Source organism: Bradyrhizobium sp. (assembly GCF_027451485.1).
Classification (GTDB): Bacteria; Pseudomonadota; Alphaproteobacteria; order Rhizobiales; family Xanthobacteraceae; genus Bradyrhizobium.
In genome coordinates, this window is record NZ_DAIDJE010000019.1 from 1 (window position 1) to 22982 (window position 22982).

29 protein-coding genes are annotated in these 22982 nt (G+C 62.8%); 15 read left to right on the forward strand and 14 right to left on the reverse strand.

Features of this window, described 5'->3' with window-relative positions; genetic code table 11:
- Positions 1-1062: 1062 nt before the first annotated feature.
- Positions 1063-1662: a hypothetical protein gene (locus NEZ08_RS02550; RefSeq protein WP_298102976.1), complete on the reverse strand. Its 600-nt coding sequence runs from the start codon at positions 1660-1662 to the stop codon at positions 1063-1065.
- A 95-nt stretch (positions 1663-1757) separates the two neighbouring features.
- Positions 1758-2273 (reverse strand): DUF2380 domain-containing protein, encoded by a 516-nt coding sequence (locus NEZ08_RS02555; protein ID WP_298102979.1) that lies wholly within the window; start codon positions 2271-2273, stop codon positions 1758-1760.
- A 211-nt stretch (positions 2274-2484) separates the two neighbouring features.
- On the opposite strand from NEZ08_RS02555, the gene NEZ08_RS02560 reads away from it, so the two are divergent.
- Both NEZ08_RS02560 and NEZ08_RS02565 read left to right on the forward strand, forming a co-directional pair.
- Positions 2485-2748, forward strand: coding sequence for a hypothetical protein (locus NEZ08_RS02560; protein WP_298102982.1), 264 nt, complete (start codon positions 2485-2487; stop codon positions 2746-2748).
- Between the two features lie 101 nt (positions 2749-2849).
- Positions 2850-3665 (forward strand): arylamine N-acetyltransferase, encoded by an 816-nt coding sequence (locus tag NEZ08_RS02565; RefSeq protein ID WP_298102985.1) that lies wholly within the window; start codon positions 2850-2852, stop codon positions 3663-3665.
- Between the two features lie 60 nt (positions 3666-3725).
- Here NEZ08_RS02565 and NEZ08_RS02570 read toward each other — a convergent pair whose 3' ends face one another.
- The gene (locus NEZ08_RS02570) at positions 3726-4160 is read right to left on the reverse strand and encodes a hypothetical protein (RefSeq protein ID WP_298102988.1); all 435 of its coding nucleotides are present in this window, start codon (positions 4158-4160) and stop codon (positions 3726-3728) included.
- 156 nt (positions 4161-4316) lie between these two features.
- On the opposite strand from NEZ08_RS02570, the gene NEZ08_RS02575 reads away from it, so the two are divergent.
- Both NEZ08_RS02575 and NEZ08_RS02580 read left to right on the forward strand, forming a co-directional pair.
- Entirely contained in the window at positions 4317-4733 is a 417-nt protein-coding gene (locus NEZ08_RS02575) for a YeeE/YedE thiosulfate transporter family protein (RefSeq protein WP_298102991.1), read from the forward strand.
- Between the two features lie 21 nt (positions 4734-4754).
- Positions 4755-5222, forward strand: coding sequence for a DUF6691 family protein (locus tag NEZ08_RS02580; RefSeq protein ID WP_298102994.1), 468 nt, complete (start codon positions 4755-4757; stop codon positions 5220-5222).
- Between the two features lie 56 nt (positions 5223-5278).
- On the opposite strand, the gene NEZ08_RS02585 is transcribed toward NEZ08_RS02580, so the two are convergent.
- Positions 5279-5698: a hypothetical protein gene (locus tag NEZ08_RS02585; RefSeq protein WP_298102997.1), complete on the reverse strand. Its 420-nt coding sequence runs from the start codon at positions 5696-5698 to the stop codon at positions 5279-5281.
- A gap of 263 nt (positions 5699-5961) precedes the next feature.
- Here NEZ08_RS02585 and NEZ08_RS02590 point away from each other — a divergent pair, with 263 nt between their 5' ends.
- On the forward strand, positions 5962-6312 hold the full coding sequence (locus NEZ08_RS02590; protein WP_298103000.1) for an enhanced serine sensitivity protein SseB C-terminal domain-containing protein: 351 nt from the start codon (positions 5962-5964) through the stop codon (positions 6310-6312).
- Between the two features lie 15 nt (positions 6313-6327).
- Here the strand turns inward: NEZ08_RS02590 and NEZ08_RS02595 are convergent, their stop codons facing one another.
- On the reverse strand, positions 6328-6819 hold the full coding sequence (locus NEZ08_RS02595) for a J domain-containing protein (protein ID WP_298103003.1): 492 nt from the start codon (positions 6817-6819) through the stop codon (positions 6328-6330).
- Positions 6820-6969: 150 nt separating this feature from the next.
- Between NEZ08_RS02595 and NEZ08_RS02600 the strand changes: the two genes are divergently transcribed.
- Positions 6970-7740 carry an SDR family oxidoreductase gene (locus NEZ08_RS02600; RefSeq protein ID WP_298103006.1) on the forward strand — a complete coding sequence of 257 codons (771 nt, stop codon included), beginning with the start codon at positions 6970-6972 and terminating at the stop codon, positions 7738-7740.
- Positions 7741-7911: 171 nt separating this feature from the next.
- On the opposite strand, the gene NEZ08_RS02605 is transcribed toward NEZ08_RS02600, so the two are convergent.
- Positions 7912-8235 (reverse strand): hypothetical protein, encoded by a 324-nt coding sequence (locus NEZ08_RS02605; protein ID WP_298103009.1) that lies wholly within the window; start codon positions 8233-8235, stop codon positions 7912-7914.
- A gap of 14 nt (positions 8236-8249) precedes the next feature.
- Positions 8250-8516: a DUF2277 domain-containing protein gene (locus NEZ08_RS02610; RefSeq protein WP_298103011.1), complete on the reverse strand. Its 267-nt coding sequence runs from the start codon at positions 8514-8516 to the stop codon at positions 8250-8252.
- Between the two features lie 82 nt (positions 8517-8598).
- Between NEZ08_RS02610 and NEZ08_RS02615 the strand changes: the two genes are divergently transcribed.
- The 4 genes from NEZ08_RS02615 (at position 8599) to NEZ08_RS02630 (ending at position 11492) form a co-directional block, all read left to right on the forward strand.
- Complete coding sequence (locus NEZ08_RS02615) at positions 8599-9660, forward strand: alpha/beta fold hydrolase (protein ID WP_298103014.1); 1062 nt, start codon at positions 8599-8601, stop codon at positions 9658-9660.
- Positions 9661-9711: 51 nt separating this feature from the next.
- Positions 9712-10167, forward strand: coding sequence for an MmcQ/YjbR family DNA-binding protein (locus NEZ08_RS25720; RefSeq protein ID WP_367278360.1), 456 nt, complete (start codon positions 9712-9714; stop codon positions 10165-10167).
- A gap of 120 nt (positions 10168-10287) precedes the next feature.
- Positions 10288-10641, forward strand: coding sequence for a hypothetical protein (locus tag NEZ08_RS02625; protein ID WP_298103017.1), 354 nt, complete (start codon positions 10288-10290; stop codon positions 10639-10641).
- Positions 10642-10886: 245 nt separating this feature from the next.
- The gene (locus NEZ08_RS02630; protein ID WP_298103020.1) at positions 10887-11492 is read left to right on the forward strand and encodes a pyridoxamine 5'-phosphate oxidase family protein; all 606 of its coding nucleotides are present in this window, start codon (positions 10887-10889) and stop codon (positions 11490-11492) included.
- Positions 11493-11603: 111 nt separating this feature from the next.
- On the opposite strand, the gene bfr is transcribed toward NEZ08_RS02630, so the two are convergent.
- Positions 11604-12092 carry a bacterioferritin gene (gene bfr, locus NEZ08_RS02635; RefSeq protein WP_298103023.1) on the reverse strand — a complete coding sequence of 163 codons (489 nt, stop codon included), beginning with the start codon at positions 12090-12092 and terminating at the stop codon, positions 11604-11606.
- 142 nt (positions 12093-12234) lie between these two features.
- Positions 12235-12501 (reverse strand): (2Fe-2S)-binding protein, encoded by a 267-nt coding sequence (locus NEZ08_RS02640; RefSeq protein ID WP_298103026.1) that lies wholly within the window; start codon positions 12499-12501, stop codon positions 12235-12237.
- A 443-nt stretch (positions 12502-12944) separates the two neighbouring features.
- Here NEZ08_RS02640 and NEZ08_RS02645 point away from each other — a divergent pair, with 443 nt between their 5' ends.
- Entirely contained in the window at positions 12945-13244 is a 300-nt protein-coding gene (locus NEZ08_RS02645) for a hypothetical protein (protein ID WP_298103029.1), read from the forward strand.
- A 267-nt stretch (positions 13245-13511) separates the two neighbouring features.
- The gene (locus tag NEZ08_RS02650; RefSeq protein WP_298103031.1) at positions 13512-13778 is read left to right on the forward strand and encodes a hypothetical protein; all 267 of its coding nucleotides are present in this window, start codon (positions 13512-13514) and stop codon (positions 13776-13778) included.
- A gap of 66 nt (positions 13779-13844) precedes the next feature.
- Here the strand turns inward: NEZ08_RS02650 and NEZ08_RS02655 are convergent, their stop codons facing one another.
- Both NEZ08_RS02655 and ettA read right to left on the reverse strand, forming a co-directional pair.
- Positions 13845-15056 (reverse strand): lytic murein transglycosylase, encoded by a 1212-nt coding sequence (locus NEZ08_RS02655; RefSeq protein WP_298103130.1) that lies wholly within the window; start codon positions 15054-15056, stop codon positions 13845-13847.
- A gap of 114 nt (positions 15057-15170) precedes the next feature.
- Positions 15171-16823: an energy-dependent translational throttle protein EttA gene (gene ettA, locus NEZ08_RS02660; RefSeq protein ID WP_298103033.1), complete on the reverse strand. Its 1653-nt coding sequence runs from the start codon at positions 16821-16823 to the stop codon at positions 15171-15173.
- Between the two features lie 272 nt (positions 16824-17095).
- Between ettA and NEZ08_RS02665 the strand changes: the two genes are divergently transcribed.
- Together NEZ08_RS02665 and NEZ08_RS02670 are read left to right on the forward strand one after the other, a co-directional pair.
- A complete protein-coding gene (locus NEZ08_RS02665; RefSeq protein ID WP_298103036.1) occupies positions 17096-17299 on the forward strand; it encodes a hypothetical protein in 204 nt (67 codons plus the stop codon).
- 158 nt (positions 17300-17457) lie between these two features.
- Positions 17458-18417, forward strand: coding sequence for a D-2-hydroxyacid dehydrogenase family protein (locus tag NEZ08_RS02670; protein ID WP_298103039.1), 960 nt, complete (start codon positions 17458-17460; stop codon positions 18415-18417).
- A gap of 47 nt (positions 18418-18464) precedes the next feature.
- Here NEZ08_RS02670 and NEZ08_RS02675 read toward each other — a convergent pair whose 3' ends face one another.
- The 3 genes from NEZ08_RS02675 to NEZ08_RS02685 form a co-directional block, all read right to left on the reverse strand.
- Positions 18465-19217, reverse strand: coding sequence for a DUF4336 domain-containing protein (locus tag NEZ08_RS02675; protein WP_298103042.1), 753 nt, complete (start codon positions 19215-19217; stop codon positions 18465-18467).
- A gap of 131 nt (positions 19218-19348) precedes the next feature.
- The gene (locus NEZ08_RS02680) at positions 19349-19984 is read right to left on the reverse strand and encodes a hypothetical protein (RefSeq protein WP_298103045.1); all 636 of its coding nucleotides are present in this window, start codon (positions 19982-19984) and stop codon (positions 19349-19351) included.
- A 210-nt stretch (positions 19985-20194) separates the two neighbouring features.
- Complete coding sequence (locus tag NEZ08_RS02685; protein WP_298103048.1) at positions 20195-21448, reverse strand: L,D-transpeptidase; 1254 nt, start codon at positions 21446-21448, stop codon at positions 20195-20197.
- Between the two features lie 565 nt (positions 21449-22013).
- Between NEZ08_RS02685 and NEZ08_RS02690 the strand changes: the two genes are divergently transcribed.
- Positions 22014-22979 (forward strand): hypothetical protein, encoded by a 966-nt coding sequence (locus NEZ08_RS02690; RefSeq protein ID WP_298103052.1) that lies wholly within the window; start codon positions 22014-22016, stop codon positions 22977-22979.
- The last annotated feature ends 3 nt before the right edge of the window (positions 22980-22982 follow it).

The window sequence follows — 22982 nt, forward strand, 5'->3', positions numbered from 1 at the left end:
CACACCGACGACGGATGCAGACATTCGGCAACTTGTCGTCCGTTTTGGTTCGTCCGGATACATTGTTCGTTATGCGGCGTTGCTGCCGGATATCCTGATCACACGGATATGGCATGGCCGGGAAGCACGTCTCTGAACGACGGCTTGCTGATTTGCCGGTCTGTCCAGCCTTGCGGCGAAAAATATTTCGCTTAACCCGTCGGGCAAATCAGCGATACCAGCTCGCCCCGTCTCACCCGATGAGAGGGGCAGCTCGCGATCGTCACGAACGTGGAGTGAGATGCGGTGGACGCGGACTGCGCCAACAGACGAACGGCGTGGGCTCGCGGACTGCGAAGTCGTGTGGTCCTGACGCCCCGACGCTGGCGTCAACGTAACGACAATGCTGACGCATTGCGCTGCGGATGGTGGCAAGAAAGCCCGGTTCACCAGGGAGATCACGAAGGAAGCCGTTAAAACCATCGCGCAGGGAATGCCGGATCGTTCCGGTGGACCTGTGGTGACTAACGCGTGTGCGCTCTCACTTTGCGCACGCGGCTGCGGGTGCGCCGACGCACCGGCATTCCCTGCGCCCTCTCGATCCAGGGCGACATGTTTCGTGCATCACCCGGGCGCAACTCGCGCCGCGGCAATGCGGAAGTGTGCCGGAAATGAAGAGGCGTCTGAAAAGCTTCCGTCATTCCGGGATGTGCCGTCGCGACAAAATAGCGAAGCTATTTTGCGCGGAAGGCGCAGACCCGGAATCCATCGGGCCGCGGGAATGCCATGAGAAATGGATTCCGGGCTCGGCCCGGAGCCTGTCATCGGGCGCGCATTCGCGCGACCCGTTGGGGCCGCCCCGGAATGACGAAAAGCAGCTGTTTGACATGTGAATCGGAAAACATGACGCTCCGCAAGATCAGGCGGTTGCGGGAGGCTCGGTTTCGCCATCGCGTCGCGGACAGTCGCGCCGGCAAAGGCGGCCGCGCGGTGATGGACATCGCCAAGCGTCGCGACGAAACGTCACGATGCGCCGGAGCAGCAACTCGCCGGCGTCGGGATCGCGCCGCCCAATATCGCCTCTCACCGGTTCGGGAATGTCGAAACCGTCAGAATGCAGACGCGCTCGAACTTGGTCCCGCCGTCGATCGACACCGTCTGCTTGACCGGCGAGGTGCCGTACATGTCGAATCCCTCGTGGCGGGCAAACCGCTTGAGCTCGAAGCCCGAGATGCTGAAGCTCTTTCCGGCAAAGGTGCCGGCGCTGAACGTGCCCTTGATTTCGCCTGCGCGGAAGGTGGCGCCCTTGTCGCTATCCTTGTTGTCGTGATCCTTGTCGTCGATGGCGACGCTGAACGTATCGTCATAGGCGTGCGCGGCGGGCGCATGCATCCGCGGCCCGACGCCGAAGGAGGCGGTATCGACCGCCTGGCCGGTCTCGGTCGCCTTGCCGTGGTCGTCGACACTGCCGCTGGTCGCCAGCGAGGTGGTCCAGGCGACGCCGCTATAGCTGGGCTCCAGCTTGTTGTTGAAGCCCTCGGGCGAGACCAGGCATGTTCCGGAGGCGCTGTAGGTGAACGCCGAAGCGGCGGGCTTTGTGTCGGAAGCCTTCGCGTCGGGAGTTTCGGCCAGCGCAGGGAGTGCGAACCCCGCAAGCAGGCAGCAGACGAAGATGGTTCTCATCCCGCACCTCGCTTTCTTGCCGCGGCTGAGACGAGGCGATTCATAGTCTCAAACGGCGCGAAAGCCAATTCGCCGTTCGTCAGGCCGACACGGGCTCATTGCTTCCCGATCGCGTCCTTGACGGTCCCTCCGACAAAGGCGGCGGCGCGGGAAAAGGCCTCGTCGGTGTCGCCGCGAAACGTCACGGTGCGCTTGAGCAGAACCTTGTTGTCCTGAAGGTCGAGCAATTCGATATCGGCCCACTGGATCAGCGTGCTCATCTTGTGAATGCCGCCATAGACGACGAAGCGCGCACCGGAGTGGCGGCCCGCGGCAATGAAATCGTCCGGGTGCATGTTGATCGGCGTACAGGGCGGCTCGGCGCAGGCGAGCGGCATGACGCGAAAGTCGCCCTGCTTGCCGAGATCGGCGCGCACCAGTTCGACAAAATGCGCCACGCGCGCCTTGTGCGCGGCGCTCTGGTCCTTCACCTCGCCCGAGGTATCGACATAGTCGAAATCGGCGACCGCGACCGTGGGCGGAGCCGCCGACAGCGCCGGCCCGGGAAACGACAGCGTTGCCGCGACGGCCAGTGCTGCGCATGCGATCGCCGCTCGATCCGACCAGCTCATGATTGGCTCCTCCTGCTGCGCCGTGTGCCGCCCGAGAGCCGCGATGATAGCAGAAATGCCACGCCTGCGCGCCATCCCCAGCAATCACGCGCTTGCGACTGGCGCGCGCCACGCTTTTGCCGCAGGAGAGGCCGGTCGGCGCCATCGACGGTTGCGGCCAGGAGCGGCCACCCGGGGCGCCGGGGGATCAATCATGGGGAGATACTTTATCATGCGTCGCGTTACTGCCGTTTGTGCTGCTGCCGCCATCGTCGCCTCGAGCGCGGCCATCGCCCGCCCGATGACACAGCAGTCCGGCTATTACGTCATCCGCTGGGACGACACCGGCGTTTGCCAGATCTGGAACACCAACCTGACCCAGAAGCCGTGGCAATTGTTCTCGCAGTACAAGGTCGTCAGCAAGACGGTGCCGACCTTTGCGGCCGCAGCCACCATCCAGGAAGATATGCGGATGAGCCGTCACTGCACGCTGTAAGTGCTGCGGCATCCGCAGACGAGGGCCGGGCGCTTCGCCCGGCCTTCTGGTTTTGACGCCCTTCATGAAATAATATCGGCCTCACGCAGGGAGGGCGCATCATGGACGGCGAATTTCGGCTGCAGGATTATCTGGCGCGGATCGGGTATCGCGGCCCGGTCGCTGCCGATCTCGCCACGCTGAAAGCGCTTCAGCTTGCACATCTCGACGCGCTTCCCTTCGAGACGATCGATCCGTGGCTCGGACGCCCGGTCAGGCTCGATGCCGCCGCCCTGCAGGCCAAGCTCGTCGACGGGCGCCGCGGCGGCTATTGCTACGAGCATAATTTCCTGTTGCGGGCGGCACTGGCCGCAATCGGTTTTCAGGTCACCGGCCTTGGCGGTCGCGTGCGCTGGATGTCGCCGCCGGAAAGTCCGCTGGGGGCGAAGACGCATATGCTGCTGAAGGTCGATCTCCCCGACGGCTCTTATCTCGCCGACGCCGGCTTTGGCGCCTGCCTGCTCGATGCGCCGCTGCAGCTCAAAACAGATATCGAGCAGACCACGGCAATGGGAACGTACCGGCTCACGGAACGGGACGGACTGCTTTGGCTGGATGCGAAACGGCAGGGCGGCTGGCGCACGATGTACGTCTTCGACCTGCAACCGCAGCTGCAGGCCGATTACGAACTCGGCAACTGGTTTGCGTCGACCAACCCGACCATCCCGCTCACCACCCACCTGATCATGGAACGGCTGTCAGGCGAGCGGCGCTACCGGCTGGTCGATCGCACGTTCTCCACCGAGGCGCGCGATGGTGAAGTCCTCGCCGAGCGCGCGCTTGAAAGCCCGCGCGACTTGAGCGACGTACTGCGTGACACATTCAAGGTCACGCCGCCGGTGCCGGCTGAGGAGATTTTCGCCAGGATCGGCGGATGAGGCCCTGCGCATCTCCTGATCCCTCCCCCGCGGAACGCGTAGGAGGGGTCAGAGAAGCTCTCACCTGAGGCTGATCGCAAGCCCGCTGAGGTCCGCATTCGCCATCAGGCCGACCTGGCTGCCTGCGAGTTCGAGCACGACGCCCCGCGCGTTGGTCAGCACGATGCCGCGCACCCCGGCGCCGACCACAATTCCCGCGCCGCCGGCTGCATAGGGCCCGACGATATCCGACGGCCGCCAGATATTGTGGACGCGGCCGCGCAGCACGGCGCGCGATCCGCCGAATACGAACCCGTAATCGATGCCGCCGATCGAGAGCCAGTAGCGGCGGCCGTGGAAGTCCAGCACGCCGCTGCCGCCGTTGCCGCCGATGATCCATCCGCCCTTGTAGATCGTCAGCTGCACATAGCCGTCATCGGCACGGGCAGCGGCCGAAAGGCTGAGCAGGGCAGCCACCGCCAGAACGGCGGCGCGAAGGACGGATGACAATCTCATAAGCTTTCCCCCCGGGAGTTTGCGTTTTCAAAAGAATCGAATCTATAGGCGGCCGGACTTTAGCCGATCGAAGAAGCCGAGAAAAAGGCATTGGCCCCTGCCGGATGGGCCCCTATCGTGGCAATTTGGCACCTGCAGGCCATAGGAGAACATAGAATGCACAATTTCACCCCCTTGAGCGGATTGCTGGGCGGCGCGCTCATCGGGCTTGCTTCTGCCTTGTTGATGCTGTCGGCGGGGCGTCTTGCCGGCGTTTCCGGAATTCTCGGCGGGCTGTTGACCGCAAGCCGTGACCGCGCCTGGCGGCTTGCCTTCATCGCAGGGCTCATGGCCGCCGCACTGATCGGGCCGCTGTTCGGCACACCGGGAGCGGCGCGCCTCGCCTCGCCGGATCTCGCGCTCTATGCCGCGGCCGGTCTGCTGGTCGGGTTCGGCAGCCGGATGGGCAACGGCTGCACCTCGGGCCATGGCGTCTGCGGCTTTGCGCGGCTTTCGGCGCGCTCGATCACGGCGACGCTGGTTTTCATGGGTGCGGCGATCGTCACGGTCGCGCTGCTGCGCCACCGCTTCTGACGACAATCGGGGAGTTCCTTCGTGCCACTCATCTTCGCGAGCTTTGGCTGTGGTCTCATCTTTGGACTGGGACTTTTGATTTCCGGGATGAGCGAACCGGAAAAGGTGCTCGGCTTCCTCGACCTGTTCGGCGCCTGGGACGCCACGCTGGCATTCGTGATGGCGGGCGCGGTTGCCGTCGGCTGTGCCGGCTTTGCGCTGGCGCGGCGGCGACATGCGCCCCTGCTCACCCCCGCGTTTGCCTGGCCCTCGCGCCGCGATATCGATGCTCAGCTACTGATCGGCTCGGTGCTGTTCGGGATCGGCTGGGGTCTTACCGGAATTTGTCCGGGACCGGCGCTCCTGAATCTCGAAGGCCTGACCGCGCCGATCATCGTGTTTGTCGCAGCGATGGCCGTCGGCATGTCCGGCTTTGAGCTGTGGCAGCGGCGCGGTGCTGCATCGGAAACGACGACGAGCGGGGCGTTGGCCATGCCATCGGACGGCTAGGCCTTCGTCATTCCATCGATGCGCTTCGGAATGACAGCGAAGAACGGAAAGGCTGCTTACTTCTCTACCGCTTCCAAGCGGTTGTATTCGGCCTTGACCAGCTCGTGGAAGACGTCCTTGTCGAGCACGCCGGATTTGCGGAATGGCGCGGCCGCAAGCGCATTGACGACCGCATCGTGAATCTCAAGGCCGCCTTCCGAATGTTTGACCATGCCCCACTTGATCAGCTTCCTGTCGCTGACGACTTCCGCAAATCGCCTGAGCCGAAGGCTCAGGCTCAGGAATTCCTTCGCGTCAGGAAATTCGCGTTTCACCGCCTGCATGCCGCGCAGGCTCGCCGGCTCCTGATCTTCCGCCGATTCATCCCCCTCTGCATCCGGCGCGCCCGCGACCAGTGCCGACTGATAGATGCCGAGCGCCTGATGCAGCCGCTCAGGCTGCACGGCCTCCACCTTTTCTTCAGTCGCAGCACTCATCTCATCCTCCGAAGTCCGCCTGTGCGGCGGCGGAAGCCGCTTTTGCTCCAACGGAAGCTGCTTTGCAACCCGCTCAATTCGGCCTTTTCGCCCGATTGATTACGCCGTCACGCCCCTCGCCAGCCCGCCCGCGGGTCGCCGCATCGGAAACCGCTCAAGGCCCAAGCCCTGCCTTGATCGCCCCCTAACCTGGTCGAAGGATGGAACGATGCGCATTTGGGCGCGTTGATACGGGTTGCCCATTCTGGGGCGGGAGGCTCGCTTTGCTGCACCGGTTCTGCGTATCTGACATCACCTTCCTTGGCGAACAGGATGGCGCGCACGAGCGACGGCTGAAGGAAGCGATCACCGTGCTGCTCGATCTCAACGCCGGCGTGGCGCGGGCGTACCTCGCGCGGGTGCGTTACGAAGGCACCGTCAGCAGCGTGCTGCTCGGCCTTCTGACTCGGGACAAGAGGGAGAACGGCACGCTCGCCCTTCAGATGGACCGCGCTTTCGGGGCGCTGTTCAATACCAACGCGCATCTCGACGTGATTTTTCTCGACGACGACGGCGAGGCCAGGATCCGTCAGAGCTGCCGGCCATTCTACAGCTACAGCGCCCGCTATCATTAGCGCCGAACGCGGCAATCAGTGCCGGGGCGATATTCGCCGCTCCTGCAGCAGCGCGTCGTGCGCAGCCGCCAACTCCCGAAAGGCTTCCGCGCTGCCGCCGGCGTCCGGGTGCGCCCGCTTGGCAAGCAGCTTGTAGGCGCGATGGATTTCGCGTTCGGAGAGATTGCGGCCGAACGGCAGCCCCAGAAGCTCGCGGCAGCGCTCTTCCGCCGTCAAGGCCTTGGGCAGCGCTGTTCGCCTGCCGAAATGCGGCGCGGTGAGCGCCGCCAGCACCTCACGAATGACGCCAAGCCGCCGGCGGGCCGCAACGCAGGTCGCGTGATCGGCGCCGACCTGCGCCGCGCATCGCAAAATCGGGAGAGCCTGAGCAGCCGCCTGACGCAGCGCCTCCTCATCGCCTGCCGATGCGATCTGCTGCACAAGCCGCACTGCTTCGCAATAGTCGGGCGCATGCGCCGACCACAGGCGATCGAGTTCAAGCTTCCATTCGACAGGTCGTTGATTCATGACCAAACACCACAAGCCATAAAACACCATGCCGGGTAACGCTTTTCCGTTCCTGTTGCCGCCAATTTGAATCGATTCCTCGAGAAAGCGCTGTAGCCGCAGTAGCAGAATTGTTAAGCTTTCCGGAAAAATTCAATCGTGGAGAGAACAATGCCCGGCCTTCTCGAGAACCATATCGCCGCCGTCACGGGCGCAGCCTCAGGAATCGGCCGTGCGATCGCGGCCGGCTATGCCCGCGAAGGCGCGCAGGTGGTCCTGCTCGACATCGACGAACAGGCAGCGGAGCAGGCCGCGGAAGAAATCCGCCGCTCCGGCGGACGTGCTTCCAGTTACCGCCTCGACGTCGTCAGGCGCGAGGACTGCGTGAAAGTCGCAACGCTCGTCCGTGAGCAGGTCGGACAGGTTTCGATCCTGGTCAACAATGCCGGCATCAACCGCCGGAACGGCTTTGCCGGCGACGCTTCCGCCGTGATCAAGGATTGGGAAGACATCATCTCGATCAATCTCAACGGCGTCTTCAATGTGACGCATGCTTTTCTCGAGCCCTTGCGCGCCGGCAAGGGCCGCATCGTCAACATCGCCTCCATCCAGTCGTTCGTACACGTACGCACGCCGAACTCACCGGCCTACACCACCTCAAAGCACGGCGTGCTCGGCTTCACCCGGGCGCTCGCTGCCGAACTCGGCAAATATGGCGTCCGCGTCAACGCGATCGGCCCAGGCCTGATCGAAACACCACTGAATGCCGCCGTGCGTGCCAACGATCCGGAGCTGGTCAAAATTTTCATCGACCATACGCCGCTCGGACGCGCCGGCAAGCCGGAAGACATCGTGGGGCCGGCGATCTTTCTCGCCTCCGACCTGTCGTCCTACGTTACGGGGTCGATCGTGATGGCCGACGGCGGCTACCGGGCGATTTGAGCAAAGCCTTCAAGGGTGCCTGCGCCTCAGCAGCCAGGATACTTCCGGCTCCCTTTCATCGTCCAACCTCGGCGTTAGCTTCGCTTGCTGCTCATGCGACGAAGACCGCCGCAGGAACCGCAAGAAGAAGGGCAAAAGGGACAGCAAGCAAGAAGGGCAGGAACTAACAGATCACGGGTGCGGCGCGGCGTTGCGAACCCTGCCAAAATGCCACGCCAGATAAAGCGCGATGACCAGGCCTCCGAGCAGCGCCGCCGCGCAGAGCGGCCAGGGTGGTGGCAGCTGCGGCAGGAAGATGTAGAGCAGCGCGAAACCGATCGCCAGATTGCAAAATCCCCAGAGCACGTTGATCACCGCCGAGGATTCCCCGACGCCGGGCGGCGAAGCGAACGGCGTCTGAAAACGGTTGCCGCACATGCCCTGCACGAGGTGGGGAATGGCATTCGTCAGGAACAACCCGGCAAAAAACCATCCAACATAGACATACCACACCATTCGCGATCCTTTCCTCAACCGAAGCGCTGCCGTGAGCGCTCCTTTGCCTTCTCGGCCTCCAGCACGCGATCGCGCGCCGGCGCATGGGTATGCAGAGAGGTGAGCAGCCGATGCGCGGCGGAAGATACCTCCTCGACCGCGCGGTTGAAGGCCGCCTCATTGGCTTGCGAGGGCTTGTTGAAGCCGGACAACTTGCGCACGAACTGCAAGGCCGAAGCGTGGATTTCCTCGTCGCTCGCCGGAGGCTCGAAATTGAACAGCGTCTTGATGTTTCGGCACATTTGGATCTCCATCAAACACGGTTAGAATAATGCGGGCATTCATCTTCGGTAAGCCGGCAAAAACCGAAAAGGCACGTTTCCGATGCGCCGTTTTCTCTCCATCTCCCCGCTCCCGGCGATCCTGGCGGCGGCAATTTCAGCGCTGTCGGGAGCTGACGCCATCGCGGCGGACTATCCGTCGCCGTCCCAAGGCGAATTCATCGCCCACAATTTCAAGTTTCACGGCGGCGAGGTGATGCCGGAGCTGAAACTGCATTATACGACGGTGGGCGAGCCGACGGGCCAACCAATACTGGTGCTGCACGGCTCCGGCGGCTCGGCGGCCAGTATGCTGACGCCGGCGTTTGCCGGAGAGCTGTTCGGCGCCGGCGAGCCGCTCGACGCCTCGAAATATTACATCATCATCCCCGACGGCATCGGCCATGGCAAATCGTCCAAACCATCCGACGGGATGAAGGCCGCCTTTTCCAAATATGACTATGATGACATGGTCGAAGCGCAGCACAGGCTTGTGACGGAAGGCCTTAAGATCAACCACCTGCGGCTTGTAATCGGCAATTCCATGGGCGGCATGCAGACCTGGCTATGGGCAGAAAAATACCCCGACATGATCGACTTGGCGGTTCCGATGGCCTCGCAACCCACTGCGATGGCGGCCCGCAACTGGATCCTGCGGCGGATGATGATCGAGACCATTCGAAACGATCCCGACTACAATAACGGCAACTACACGCGCCAGCCGCGCATGATGAAATATGCCATCGCAGCTTTCGGTTTCGCAACCTCCGGCGGTACGCTCGCTTATCAGAGCCGGGCGCCGACAGCCGAGAAGGCCGATCAGATGGTCGATCAGCGGTTGGCGACGCCGCTCACATCGGACGCCAACGACTTCATCTATCAGTGGGAAGCTTCGCACGACTACGATGCGTCGAGCGGGCTTTCGCGGATCATGGCCAGATTGCTGGCGATCAATTCCGCCGATGACGAGCGCAACCCGCCCGAAACCGGCGTCATGACTGATGCACTGAAGCAGGTCAGGCATGGCAAGCTTTATCTGATCCCCGCGAGCAATGAGACGCGCGGGCATGGCACGACAGCGAACGCAAAATTCTACAAGCAGCAGCTCGAGGAGCTGCTGCGTTAGATACTTTCAGCTTTGCAGAGCTGCCCGTGCCGCGCGAGGGGAGCTAACCCGATGTCATCGACCCGCTTTCGACAAATTGCACTGAAGCTCACCGGCGCTATCGAAGGCGCGCACGGAGGTCACCCGGACTTTCGGGTCAACGGGCGGATTTTCGCGACTATTGGCTATCCCGACGAGCATTGGGGCATGGTGGTGCTCACTCGCGACCAGCAGACGATCCTGGTGGAAGCAGAACCGGATGTCTTCCGGCCCGTCGCAGGTGCATGGGGCAAGCGCGGCAGCACGAGCGTCAATCTCGCCGCCGCCGACCCGACCACGCTGAGGAGCGCACTCACAATGGCATGGGCCAATCGCCTGGCCAAAGGCGGCGTCAAGCAAGCCGCATCGAATGAGACTGCTCTGAAGCGGCCATCCGCGCTGCCGGGGAAGAAGACCAACGCCAAGAAGGTCAACGCGGGAACGACCGGCAGCAAAGCTCGCAGGGCGAGAGCTCAGGCACCGCGCTGATTTCGCAGCGCATCATTTTAGCCTGGCCATCAGCGCTTATTATTTGAGCGTGCATCGCAAGAACGTCTCGGGCCTAATCGTCTTCAGGTTTGATTCCCCGATCAGCATCTGGAGGATCGAATGCGAAAGCTCGCGCCCGTCGCCTGGGTCGCCGCCTGTTGTGCCCTCAGCGGCGCGGCGCTCGCCTTCGATGACGGACAATATGAAAGCGTTTCTCCCGATATCCGAGCCTGGTTCAAGGGCGTGGTCGCACCCAACGGCGTGCCTTGCTGCGACATCGCCGACGGCCATCGCACCGAATATAATTTTCACGACGGCGCCTATTGGGTGCCGATCGAAGGCCAATGGATGCAGGTTCCACCGCATGCTGTCATCCGCGAGCGCGGCAACCCGCTCGGCGAGGCGGTGGTGTGGTATGTTCGTCACCGCGGCAGCATCATCATCAGCTGTTTCGTGCCCGCGGACGCGGTGTAGCGTGATATTTGCGAGCGAGATCGCTGTGCGAAATCTGACAGGATGGCAGGCCGCCGGTGCGGCGAATTTGAAGTTCGGTATTGCTGCAAGTCCGTGGTAGCAACTAACAATTCAATAGCCGCACCAGAGACACTAATTAGCTGGAGCTCCTTTGAGTCCAAAGTTCGTATCGGGGATCGCCGCAATTGCTTGCGAGCCTCGGAATCGAAACTCTAGTCTCCTGCGAAGCTGCCGGAGCCCGTGCCATGACCGACGCCACCTCAGAAGACCTCGCCACCATCTACGCCAAACCGACTGCGCGCGTGCTCGCGAAGGCGCGGCCGGCGATCGACATTCACGCCCGGAAATTCATTGAAATGTCGCCGTTCTGCGTGCTCGCCACGTCAGGCACCGACGGCAGCGTCGACGCCTCGCCACGCGGCGGTTATTCCGGCTTTGTTCATGTCGACGGACCCAACCGACTGTTGATGCCCGATCGTCCCGGCAACAACCGCATCGACAGTTTCAAGAACATCGTCGAGGGCACGGGTCTCTTGCAGCTGATCTTCTTCGTGCCCGGCCTTGATGAGACGCTACGCGTTGGCGGGAGCGGCGCGGTCACCACGGATCCAGCCCTGCTAGCGGCGATGGAAGAGTTCGGGAAATTGCCGCGCGCGGTGCTGCGCATCGAGGTCAAAGAGACCTATTTCCACTGCGGCAAGGCGCTGATGCGATCGAAACTGTGGTCGAAGGAGACGCAGGTCGAGCGCGCGAGGTTTCCGTCGATCAGCCAGGTGATCCACGATCAGACCAGTCTGGGCGAGCCCGAAAGCCAGGCCGAGGTCGAGGCGCGCTACAAGACGCAGTTGTGACTCCAGCCGAGGACCTCATCGAGACGCCACGCAAAAAGAACGTGGACGCCTAGCCATAAGGGTCTCGCGCCCAGCCGAGGACCCATGCGCAGGAGGGACGAGTGAGGTGCGCTAGGGCCCCTCGCCCTCGAGGCCGCCGACATGCTTCTGGGTGTAGAGTTCGAGGCCAATCCGGCCGATCAGGTCAATCTGGGTTTCGAGGAAATCGATGTGATGCTCCTCGTCCTTCATCAGCTTCTCGAACAGATCGCGCGAGACATAGTCCTTGACGCTGTGGCAGTGGGTTGCCGCTTCCTGATAGAGCAGCCGTGCGCTGATCTCGGCGGCGAGATCGCATTCGATGACTTCCTTGACGTTCTGGCCGATCCGCAAGGGATCGAGTACCTGCATGTTGGGAAAGCCATCGAGGAAGATGATACGATCGACCAGGCGGTCGGCATGTTCCATCTCCTCGATGGACTCCTTGCGCCAGGTCTTGGCCATCTCGAGCAGGCCCCAATTGTTCAGCAGCCGGTAATGCAGCCAGTACTGGTTGATGGCCGTGAGCTCGTGGCGCAACCCCTTGTTGAGATAGTCGATGACCTTGGCGTCGCCTTGCATGGTGCCTCTCTTGGGGGACAACCCCTCTCAGGTGAGCTTGTGATGCTGTAGCTTATCATCCGCCGAAGTTTAAGCGGTTTGGCGGCTCGGCAACGGGCAATTGTCGCGGCAAGCGGCCGAAACCCGAGGGCAGTTCCGGAGTTCAGGCGACGGTTTCGCGCGGAGGGACGGTTTCGTTATGCTGATGCTGTGCTGAGCTGCTGTGTGGACAGCCGGCGCAGCACGCCTTGGCGCAGGCGCCGAGCGCATCTTCGATGATGGTCTTGATGGTGCGCGCGCAGCGGCCGCACTCCGCGCTGCAACCAAGGCAGCCATAGAGCTGCTTGGCGTTGCGGGGAAGGTCTAGCGCGCTCTCGACGGCACTGCGGACGTCGTGGTCGCTCAGCACGTTACAGGAGCAGACGATCATTAAAGCGGCAGGCCCATTGTGATGCAGAGCTTTCGATATTGAGGGAGAGACCCGAATGCAAAGAGAAAAGCGGAGTTTTGAAGCAATTCCAAACTGATAGAAGATGCACTCTGGAATGGATCTAAAATGGCGCTTTGCGGCAGATCAAATGGCGCCGTCGAAAACCGATCGCCCTCGCCTTCGTGTCGGCCTCGCCGCTGGATTCATTGAAGCCGACCTGATCGCCGGAATGGCCGTAACGGTCGAACCAGCGATGGTCATTCCGAGGGTCCCGGCGCCGTGCTCCGATGCAAGATCGCCTTGTGCGACGCACAATTGCGTCCAGATTCGGCTGGATTTAGCCGGCATTATGACGCCGCCGTTCATTGATCATTCAAGGGAAATGTGGAACCTATTCACGAACGGACCGCTTGGATAGCGTGTTCAATCAGAAAGGTGATGTCATGAGGAAAACACTGGTGGCAGTGGCCACTGTCGCCACCTTGGCCTTCTCGGCCGCGGGCCCGGCCCACGCCCAGCGCGCCTTGGGCGCTGCGATTGCCGGCGGCCTGATCGGCGGCGCTATTGTTGGCGGCGCGGTTGCCGCGAGCCCCTATTATTATGGCCCCGGTCCTTATTATGGCCCCGGCCCGTATTACGGACCGGGCTATGCCGCCGCTGATCCCTATGGCTGCTATTGGCAGCGTCAGCGCTTCTGGGATGGCTACGCCTGGCGCTTCCGGCGCGTGCAGGTTTGCGACTAAAAAAGCGGTCCAGCTCGAGTTTCACTCAGCTGAGTTCGTTCATGTGCATTAAATCAGGCGAGATGGACCCGCATCTCGCCTGTTTTCCGTAATGCCACGGGAAAATTGGCCCGAAAAAACCGCTTTTCGAGCCAAGGTCCTCGTGACGTTAACCTGGAATTGACCATCGTGAGCTTTTTGGCCAGTAGGTGAATTCCAAGCTCAGCGTGCGAATCGAACTGATCCCCTGGCGCTCGCAAGCGCCGCATCTCCAGGAGAGTTGAACACATGAACAAGACATTTGCTGCGCTCCTTGCGCTGGCAATGGTAGCCGGCATGGCCGCCACGACCCCGGCCAGCGCCCAGCGCGCGCTCGGCGCGGCGATCGCCGGCGGCATTATCGGTGGTGCGATCGTCGGCGGCGCGGTAGCCGCAAGCCAGGCTCCTCCGCCGCCGGTTTACGTCGCGCCCGGCCCGGGTCCGTGCCGCTGGGTGCGTGAGCGCTTCTGGGATGGCTATGAGTGGCGCTTCCGGCGGGTTCAGTACTGCGACTGATCGCGGGCTTGTTGACTTAAGAAGAACCCGGCCTTGCAGCCGGGTTTTTTGTTGCTGCGATCCAATTTAGTGCGCCTGCTCGATCGAGTGCAGCAAGGCTTCGCTCGGCCAGCAATCCACCTTGAGCCCGGCCTTCTTCTGATAGGCGCCGAGCGCAGCACGCGTCTTCATGCCGGCCTTACCATCGACCTTGTCGGCGTAGAGACCGATACGCATCAGCCCGCGCTGCATGGCTTCGACATCCCTGGTGCGCAACTGCTTCGCGGCCGACCATGGCGTCGCAAACGGAAGCGGGCTGACCATGCGATCGGCTAAATGGCCGACGAACAGCACATAGAGATCGGAGAAATTATATTCCTTGATCACGAAGTAGTTCTTCGTGGCGAGGAACGACGGTCCGTAAATTCCCTCGGGCTGCAACAGCGAGGCCTGTTGCGCCTGCTCGGCTGCGCTCAAGCGCCGCCCGCGCACCGGCACAAAGCCTTCGCGCAGCCATTCACCAAGCGGCTTGGTCACCTCCGGCACGCCTGACGTGCAGTCGACATTCGCCGGCGGCGTGACTTCATAAGCCCAGCGTACGCCTTTCTGCCAGCCCTTGTTGACGAGCTGCTCCGCGGCCGAAGCCAGTGCGTCCGGCACCGAATGCCAGATGTCCCTGCGGCCGTCGCCATCGAAATCGACCGCATGCTGGTAAAACTCGGATGGCAGGAACTGCGTGAGCCCGGTCGCTCCTGCCCACGAAACCCGCAGTTCCTTGCGCGTCACCTCGCCGTCGTTGATCAGCTTCAGCGCCAGCACGAACTCGTTGCGGTACTGATCCTTGCGCCGACCGACATAGGCCTGCGTCGCCAGCACGCGTACCCCGTCATAAGGCAGCGTATAGCGCCCGTAATCAGTCTCGCGACCCCAGATCGCGAGCACGATCGGGGCAGGCACGCCGAACCGCTTTTCGATGCCATCGAGGGCGGCGCGATACTTCGCCATCAGCTTTTGGCCTTCGGCTGCCAGCCGCGCGATCGAGGCTTCGTTGATGTAGTCGGCCGGCACCTGCACGAACTCGGCCTGCGACGGCGCGCCGGTCGCGGGACGTCCGGGCAGGATCAGGTCGGGCAGCTTGTAGTCGGGCTCGAGGTTTGCGGTCTCGCGCTCGAACGTCGCGCGCGAGACGCCTGCGGCCTTCGCCTCGGGCCAGAGCGAGGCGATGAATTGCGTGAAGGCGGCATCAGACGCGGCGCGGGCCGGGGAAAAGCCTATCCATAGAATAGCGACAATCACCATTGCCTGCGACAAACGCAAGGCGTTTGCGCAAGGACACGCAAGCGACGAGGCAATCCAGGCCGATTTGACGGCAAGCCGACCGGATTGCTTCGCAAGCGCTCGCAATGACAAGGATTACCTCGTCAGCTTCTTGTACTTCAGCCGATGAGGTATGACGGAATCCTGCCCCAGGCGGCGCATCTTGTCCTTTTCATAGTCCTGGAAGTTGCCTTCGAACCATTCGACATGGCTGTCGCCCTCGAAGGCCAGCATGTGCGTGGCGATGCGGTCGAGGAACCAGCGGTCGTGGCTGATGATCACGGCACAACCCGCAAAATCCTCCAGCGCCTCTTCGAGCGCGCGTAGCGTATCGACGTCGAGGTCATTGGTCGGTTCGTCGAGCAGCAGCACGTTGGCACCGGACTTCAGCATCTTGGCGAGATGCACGCGGTTCCGTTCACCGCCCGACAACGCGCCGACCTTCTTCTGCTGGTCCGCGCCCTTGAAGTTGAACGACGAGCAATAGCCGCGCGAATTGACCTCGCGCTTGCCCAGCAGGATCAGTTCGTTGCCGCCGGAAATTTCCTCCCACACCGTCTTCTTGCCGTCGAGATCGTCGCGCGACTGATCGACATAGCCGAGATGCACGCTTTCCCCGATCGTGATCGTGCCGGAATCCGGCTTTTCCTGGCCGGTGATCATGCGAAACAGGGTGGTCTTGCCGGCGCCGTTCGGGCCGATCACCCCGACGATGCCGCCCGGCGGCAGCTTGAAGGTAAGATTGTCGATCAGGACGCGGTCGCCATAGGCCTTGGTGAGCCCCTCGAAATCGATCACGTTCTGACCAAGCCGCTCGGCGACCGGGATCGTGATCTGCGCGGTCTGCGTCTGCTTCTCGCTCGCCTTCTTCAGCAGGTCCTCGTAGCTCTGGTAACGCGCCTTCGACTTGGCCTGGCGCGCCTTGGGAGACGCAGCGATCCATTCCTGCTCGCGGGCAAGCGTGCGCTGATGTGCCGCCTCCTCGCGGCTCTCCTGTTCGAGCCGCTTCTGTTTCTGCACCAGCCAGGAGGAATAATTGCCTTCATAGGGAATGCCGCGGCCGCGGTCGAGTTCAAGGATCCAGCCCGTGACGTTGTCGAGGAAGTAGCGGTCATGGGTGACGATCAGGATCGCACCGGGATAATTGCGCAGATGGCCTTCGAGCCACGACACGGATTCCGCGTCGAGATGGTTGGTCGGTTCGTCCAGCAGCAACAGGTCCGGCTGGTCGAGCAGAAGCCGGCACAGCGCGACGCGGCGGCGCTCGCCGCCGGAGAGTTTGGTCACATCGGCATCGTCAGGCGGACAGCGCAGCGCGTCCATCGCCTGGTCGACCTTGCTGTCGAGATCCCAGAGACCGGCGGCCTCGATCTCGTCCTGCAGCCTGGTCATTTCATCGGCGGTCTCGTCCGAGTAATTGACCGCGAGTTCGTTGTAGCGGTCGAGGATCGCCTTCTGCTTGGCGACGCCCATCATGACGTTTTCGCGGACGGTCTTCGAGGCATCGAGCTGCGGCTCCTGCTCGAGGTAGCCGACGCGGGCGCCCTCAGCGACCCAGGCCTCGCCGGTATATTCCTTGTCGAGCCCGGCCATGATCTTGAGCAGGGTCGATTTGCCCGAGCCGTTGACACCGAGCACGCCGATCTTGGCGTCCGGGTAGAACGACAGGTGGATGTTATCCAATACCTTGCGGTTGGGCGGATAGGTCTTGGACAGACCCTGCATGAAATAGACGAACTGGCGCGCCATCGACGTCCCTGGAATGAAGAGATTTTTAAGGATGAAAGCTTGCGGGTGATGTAGCCGCGCGGGGCCTAAAGGGCAACCGCACCTGCCTCCCCGAATCGGAAGTTCGCCGCGTTTTCCCTCCGTTCACCAGGGACGAATACGGGATCGACACCATGTGGGCAGCAGATCACGACAATTGAAACCTTCTTTTAATAAGTTGCGCCCGAAACTCCCGTCAGCACCCCAAAAAGTGCTTCGCGTGCCAGAAGGTGCCGAAAAAGACAGGATTCGTCATGGCGGTCACCGATTCGGCTTCCCTCTCCTCCCCGGCAGACCGCTGCAACGGACCTCGCCTTGTCTTCGCCGGAATCCGTGCCTTCTTCATCGCGTTCTTCGCCAGGGCGTTCGACCCCTACCGCCCGGAACTGCACTATATGCGCGGGCCCGGTCCGGCCTGCCGCGCCAAACAGGCGGCGCGCCTTCGGCACACCAGCTGATTTTTTCTGTTCTTCGTCGTTCCGGACGACACCCATCCCCCGCAAATTTTGATGGCGAGCCGCTTGCCTGAGAAGGCGCGGCGCGTAACCATGCGTCCCCTACCCAGAGGGCGGCGTCGACGGAGCGCCGTTCGTAATCGACAGAAACGGATGCTCCCATGACGCGGCTGCGCTGTGCAATTCTCGACGACTATCTCAATCTCTCGCTGGCGGTCGCGGACTGGTCCAGGGTCGAGGATCGCGTCGATGTCACCGTCTTCCGGGAGCCGTTCGCCTCGCCGGATGCCACGGCCAGCGCGCTGAAGGATTTCGAGATCATCTGCGCCATGCGCGAGCGGACGCCGTTTCCACGCACCATGTTCGAACGCCTGCCCAAGTTGAAGCTCTTGATCACCTCCGGTATGCGCAACAACTCGATCGATCTGGCGGCCGCCAAGGACCGCGGGGTTACCGTGTGCGGCACGCATTGGCCGCGCGACCCCACGGCGCCGCTCACCATGGGCCTGATCCTGGAACTGACGCGCAATATCGGGCGCGAGAGCGCCCGCATGCACGCCGGCGAATTCTGGCAGAAGCACGTCGGCATCGAGATCGAGGGCAAAACGCTCGGCGTGGTCGGCCTGGGCAAACTCGGCGCCAAGGTTGCGGGTCTGGCGAAGGCGTTCGGCATGAACGTGATCGCCTGGAGTCCAAACCTGACGGTGGAGCGCTGCAAGGAGGTCGGCGTCACCTACGCCACCAGGGAAGACCTGTTCTCGACCGCCGACATCATCACCATTCACGTGGTGCTGAGCGACCGTTCGCGCGGCCTGGTCGGCGCCGCCGACCTCGCGCGCATGAAGCCGACCGGCTTTATCGTCAACACCGCCCGCGGACCGATCATCGACGAGATGGCGCTCTTGGAAACGCTGATGGCGCGAAAGATTGCCGGTGCCGCGGTCGACGTGTTTTCGGTCGAACCGCTGCCCGTCGACCATCCCTTCCGCAAGCTCGACAACCTCGTGCTGACGCCACACCTCGGCTACGCGACGCAGGAAACCTTCGTCGCTCACTATAACCAGATGGTCGAAGGCATCGACGGGTGGTTCAAGGGCGAGCCGGTGCGACGGCTAACGTAGTCGTTATTGCCCGGGAGCAATGACGGGCTTCGGGCTTGGCGATATCGTTACTCATCCAGAATCCACCGAAACGCCCGCCGCAGTTCGGCTCGGCCGTTGGCATCGTACCAGCGGCCGTGCGCAAGGATAATCCGTTCCGGATTCCAGTCGATCATCCGCAGGATTGCGGCTTTCAGTTCGCGCCTGTGCTTTACGAAGCTCCAGCGCATGTCGCGCGGCATGCCGCCGTCGGGGTCGCGAACACCGCCGAGGCGCGTCCAGAACCGCATCGCACGTGTTTCAAGCTTGCCGGTCTCGAAATTCTCGATCAAATCGGTCAGCACCAGGGTGCGGGAAGGCCGGTGAAAGAGTTCGACTTCGGTCATGAAGCCGCCTGAGACCGGAAGGGTTGCGATCCGGTCGTCCCAGGGATAGCCGCGGTCCCGCTCAAGCGGCTGCCACGCGAAATCGAGACGGGCTCCGGCTTGCCGTTGTACCTTCGGCGCCAGATAGATCGCGGCATCCGGATATGCGGCGTGCCATTCTCCTATCCACCAGTAATGCAGCCGATTGGGGCCAACAATCCATCTCGGAGTGCCGATCTTTCCAATCGCCGCCGCGAGTGTCGGTACAAGGGGCGTCGGGGAGTGAACAAGCAGAGCGTCGCCCGCAAGCCGCAAGATGGTCGCCCGCGTTGAAAACGGAAACTTGATACAGCCCCAACCAAACCGGATCGATGGGCCGTCGATGATCCAGACATCTTCGGCAACTGCCTTCAGTGTGTTGAGCGGCGGATAAGTCGATTTATCTTCAGCGTGCATCGCCGAGGCCTCGATATCACCTCAACGTTCAAGACCGCGAGGCGTTTGCGGACGATGTAAAAAACGCCGGATGATCGGTCCACGCCAAATCTCCCGGAATCAAATATGGCGCACCGATATGGGGTGGACGGTCAGGCGGTCTTGGATACGAACTTCTGAACCGCGAGCTGGATCGTCTGATGACCGGACTGAAAGGTCACCTTGCCGTTCTTCCCGTCGGTGTTCGAGAACTGGATTTTGCCGAGCAGCACCGCATTCCCGACGATGTCGCCGACGCCCGTCCCGCTCGTACCATCGATGTTGTATTTGACCTGCGCGTCGCGACCGTTGATCGATGTGACCTGAAAGGAGACGCTATGCCCGGCGGTCGCACCGGTCCAACTGCCCTGCAGCGGATTGGCATTGGCCGCGGGATCTGCGGACTTGGTAAGGATCGCAGTCTGCGTTCCCGTAGAAGCAAGCTGTCCCTGCGGCTGATACGAGAATTCAAACGCCGCCTGCTGCCCGTTGCGTGTAGCGATTGTGACGTTGCCGAAGGTGATGGAGTCCTTATCGACGGTGGCCGTGCCCCGTTCGGTACGTCCGTTATGCGTATATAGGACCTGCGCCGAAGCGCCGTGGATGCTGAGGACCTTGAATTCGACCGGCTGGTGATTTTGCTTGATCGTGCCTTTCCAGTCGCCGAGCAAATTGCTCTGGTGCCAGACCCTCTCATTGGCCGGCGAAATCTGGTTGCCAGCCGGGATTGTCGCAGAAATTGCGCTCACCGCTTATTTCCTCTCGCCTGACCGGGACCGCACCACCGTGAAGCGGTCAGGCATGGTCACCGGCAGCAGCAGACTGAAATGACGCGCCATTGTTATGAAGAAATCGTAAACGGTGCGTTACGGCCCGCGGGCGCCGCCTGGCAGCTCACGACGTAAAAAAGCGCGCCGTTTTGTGGCGCGCTTTTCGTAAGTCTCCCGACCGCTTCGGCTTTAGCGCACCGTCACTGCAGGCGGCAACGGCGGCACGCTCGCCGGCGCGGTGGTGCCTGGGACGCTCGACGGCGGCATCCCCTGTCCGGCGGTCGATCCGGGAACGGGCGCCGCGGAGGCCGTCGTGGTGGTGGAAGCCGGGGGCTTGCCGGGCCACACGACCACGCGGGTGCCGACCTTGACGCGATCGAACAGGTCCGACACGTCCTCGTTCAGCATGCCAATGCAGCCCGAGGAGACGAATTTTCCGATCGTGGACGGCTGATTGGTGCCGTGGATACGATAGACCGTACTGCCGAGATACATCGCGCGCGCGCCGAGCGGATTTCCGGGGCCACCGGCCATGAAGCGCGGCAGGTATGGCTGGCGGTCGATCATTTCCGGCGGCGGATGCCAGTCCGGCCATTCCGCCTTGCGCGTGATCTTCTGCACGCCGGCCCAGGTGAAACCGTCGCGGCCGACGCGGACGCCATACCGGATCGCGCGGCCATTGCCGAGCACGTAATAGAGATAGGTGTGGGGCGTATCGACGATGATCGTTCCCGCCGGTTCCTTGGTAGCGAACGCCACCTCCTGCCGGCGCAGGTTCGGCGGCAGGCTGACCGGGCCGGACTCCGGTTGCTCCTCCGGCGGCAGCAACATGACTGATTTGCCATCGGGCCCTTGCGGCGGCTGCACGGCGCCGGTGACATTGGCCGATCCGACCGCACCGGGCGGCCGAGCCTGCTCATCGGCGGGCGGCGAACCATAAGGCTGCGGCATCGCGCCAGCAGGCCGATCGGCATAGATCACCGGCGGCGGATCGGTGCGGCCATAACGCGGGTCATCAGGCGACATCACCGGGCCGGAATAGCCGCCGGGCGGCGGCATCGGACGGCCATAGCGCGGATCATCGGGCGACATTACCGGGCCGGAATAGCCGCCGGGGGGCGGCATGGGACGGCCATATCGCGGATCATCCGGCGACATCACCGGGCCCCGCTCCGAATAAAGCGGCCGGCTGGCCGGACCCGGGGGCGGCAACGCGGTCGAACCCGGCCCGTTTGGTCCCTCATCGTCCCCCAGCGTATCGAAATCGGCCGGCCGTGGGGCGCGGGGGTCACTCGGATAGGCCGGATACGGCTCCGGTGCGGGTGCGTAGACCGCCCCCGACGGCGGATAGGTCTGCGCCAACGCAAGGGAGGTTCCCACGGCCTCTGCCGCCAGAACAGCAGAAGCCGCGGCGCAAATCGTCAGAATGCGATTGGTCATCATTCCTCTTGTATAGCCCCAAGGCGACACCGGATCGTTAACGGCAGATGACCGAAGATCGCGGCGCATTCAAGACAAAATACCGTTCCAACACTGCATAAGGCCAATTGTGATACCCCGAATACCCGTTTTTTCCCGGATTGAGCCCGGCCAGCGACGTTCCCGTTGCGGCATCGGATCGACCAGAGCGGCTGCAACCTGCGGCAGCGAAGTAACAAGGACTTTCAGATTTCAACTTGCGAACGAGATTTAACGAGCGGTGCGAATCCGTTGCGCTATGCTTCTGGCAGCATGATTCGCTGCCCTGCCGTGGTGGATTTGACATTCGTGAACGAACCCGCTGCGAAGCTGAGCGAATGTCAGAACCGGGAACACTGGCGCGCGGCAAATCTGCCTCACCAGCGGCCTTGATTTTTGAACGCCCACATCCCGGCGGGCGTCGGAAGATCAAACCGTTGGCACCGTCCGACTTCAGTGGCCACCGCGTTCCTGTCCGCTCGTTTTTGCAAGTTTTCCGCGCGCCATGCTTCCCGGTTTTCGCTTTCTGTTCGCAGCGATCATGCTGTCGATGTCGCTCCTCGTTTTCGGACTCGGCGCCGCAGCGCTGCTGCGCGCCGCCCATGAATCATTTGCCAGCAATTCATCCTGGCGCGCGGCGCCGGAAACCGCTTTCGCCCAGCCGCCCGAGACAATGCTTCCGATGCTGGCGACCTTGAGCGTCGAGCCGGCGGCGGAAAGGCCGACCGCCTCGGCCGCGATCGCGGCTCCGGCAGAGCCAGCGAGGCCTCCAGCGCCCGCGATCACGACCGCGCAACCGGAGCCGGTGCCGGCAGTCAGCGAACCGGCGAAGACCGATCGGGTGGCCGCGGCCGAGCCCACGCACCTGCCAATTGAGCTCACAAAGCCCGATCATGTGCCGGCCGAGGCGCCGGTCACCTTGCCGGCGGCGCAAAACCCGCCGGCGGCCGATGTAACCGCGCCCGCTTCTGTGGACGCGGAGCCGACCGCCCCGGCCACCGAGACAAAGACCGCGACGGTCGGGGCATCAGATGGCGCCTCCACCTCCAGCGGACCGGCCACGGTCCAGCCGCAGCCCGCCCCCGCGCCGATGCCAAATCCATCATCTGTCACGTCCGCCGCATCAGCAAGCGATGCAGCATCAGCTCCGCCCGCGGTTTCGCCCACCACGGCAGTGTCAGCTGAGCCCGCGACGTCAACCGTCGTGGCAACGTCAGCGGCGCCGATGACCTCACCCGAGACCAGCGAGGCTGAAAAGAGGATCGCGACCCTCGGCGGCCCGCCCGTCGATATCGCCCCGGACACGACGGCCAAGACAAACGCGACGGCGAAACACGAGCAGGCCAAGGAAGATCAGAGCGCGATCAAGAAACGCGAGCAGGCGCGGCTACGCCGGCGCAGGCTCGCCGCGCGTGCGCATCTCCTGGCCCAACAGCAATTCCAGGCCAACCCGTTCGCGCAGCAGCCCTTTGCGCAGCCGCAGCAGAGCCTCACAACGGCTGCGCCGCGGCAGTAATTC

Coding starts and splice junctions, on each gene's coding strand:
- NEZ08_RS02550 (WP_298102976.1), bottom strand. CDS start 1,662: ATGAGAACCATCTTCGTCTGCTGCCTGCTTGCGGGGTTCGCACTCCCT.
- NEZ08_RS02555 (WP_298102979.1), bottom strand. CDS start 2,273: ATGAGCTGGTCGGATCGAGCGGCGATCGCATGCGCAGCACTGGCCGTC.
- NEZ08_RS02560 (WP_298102982.1), top strand. CDS start 2,485: ATGCGTCGCGTTACTGCCGTTTGTGCTGCTGCCGCCATCGTCGCCTCG.
- NEZ08_RS02565 (WP_298102985.1), top strand. CDS start 2,850: ATGGACGGCGAATTTCGGCTGCAGGATTATCTGGCGCGGATCGGGTAT.
- NEZ08_RS02570 (WP_298102988.1), bottom strand. CDS start 4,160: ATGAGATTGTCATCCGTCCTTCGCGCCGCCGTTCTGGCGGTGGCTGCC.
- NEZ08_RS02575 (WP_298102991.1), top strand. CDS start 4,317: ATGCACAATTTCACCCCCTTGAGCGGATTGCTGGGCGGCGCGCTCATC.
- NEZ08_RS02585 (WP_298102997.1), bottom strand. CDS start 5,698: ATGAGTGCTGCGACTGAAGAAAAGGTGGAGGCCGTGCAGCCTGAGCGG.
- NEZ08_RS02595 (WP_298103003.1), bottom strand. CDS start 6,819: ATGAATCAACGACCTGTCGAATGGAAGCTTGAACTCGATCGCCTGTGG.
- NEZ08_RS02600 (WP_298103006.1), top strand. CDS start 6,970: ATGCCCGGCCTTCTCGAGAACCATATCGCCGCCGTCACGGGCGCAGCC.
- NEZ08_RS02605 (WP_298103009.1), bottom strand. CDS start 8,235: ATGGTGTGGTATGTCTATGTTGGATGGTTTTTTGCCGGGTTGTTCCTG.
- NEZ08_RS02610 (WP_298103011.1), bottom strand. CDS start 8,516: ATGTGCCGAAACATCAAGACGCTGTTCAATTTCGAGCCTCCGGCGAGC.
- NEZ08_RS02615 (WP_298103014.1), top strand. CDS start 8,599: ATGCGCCGTTTTCTCTCCATCTCCCCGCTCCCGGCGATCCTGGCGGCG.
- NEZ08_RS25720 (WP_367278360.1), top strand. CDS start 9,712: ATGTCATCGACCCGCTTTCGACAAATTGCACTGAAGCTCACCGGCGCT.
- NEZ08_RS02625 (WP_298103017.1), top strand. CDS start 10,288: ATGCGAAAGCTCGCGCCCGTCGCCTGGGTCGCCGCCTGTTGTGCCCTC.
- NEZ08_RS02630 (WP_298103020.1), top strand. CDS start 10,887: ATGACCGACGCCACCTCAGAAGACCTCGCCACCATCTACGCCAAACCG.
- bfr (WP_298103023.1), bottom strand. CDS start 12,092: ATGCAAGGCGACGCCAAGGTCATCGACTATCTCAACAAGGGGTTGCGC.
- NEZ08_RS02640 (WP_298103026.1), bottom strand. CDS start 12,501: ATGATCGTCTGCTCCTGTAACGTGCTGAGCGACCACGACGTCCGCAGT.
- NEZ08_RS02645 (WP_298103029.1), top strand. CDS start 12,945: ATGAGGAAAACACTGGTGGCAGTGGCCACTGTCGCCACCTTGGCCTTC.
- NEZ08_RS02650 (WP_298103031.1), top strand. CDS start 13,512: ATGAACAAGACATTTGCTGCGCTCCTTGCGCTGGCAATGGTAGCCGGC.
- NEZ08_RS02655 (WP_298103130.1), bottom strand. CDS start 15,056: ATGGTGATTGTCGCTATTCTATGGATAGGCTTTTCCCCGGCCCGCGCC.
- ettA (WP_298103033.1), bottom strand. CDS start 16,823: ATGGCGCGCCAGTTCGTCTATTTCATGCAGGGTCTGTCCAAGACCTAT.
- NEZ08_RS02665 (WP_298103036.1), top strand. CDS start 17,096: ATGGCGGTCACCGATTCGGCTTCCCTCTCCTCCCCGGCAGACCGCTGC.
- NEZ08_RS02670 (WP_298103039.1), top strand. CDS start 17,458: ATGACGCGGCTGCGCTGTGCAATTCTCGACGACTATCTCAATCTCTCG.
- NEZ08_RS02675 (WP_298103042.1), bottom strand. CDS start 19,217: ATGCACGCTGAAGATAAATCGACTTATCCGCCGCTCAACACACTGAAG.
- NEZ08_RS02685 (WP_298103048.1), bottom strand. CDS start 21,448: ATGATGACCAATCGCATTCTGACGATTTGCGCCGCGGCTTCTGCTGTT.
- NEZ08_RS02690 (WP_298103052.1), top strand. CDS start 22,014: ATGTCGCTCCTCGTTTTCGGACTCGGCGCCGCAGCGCTGCTGCGCGCC.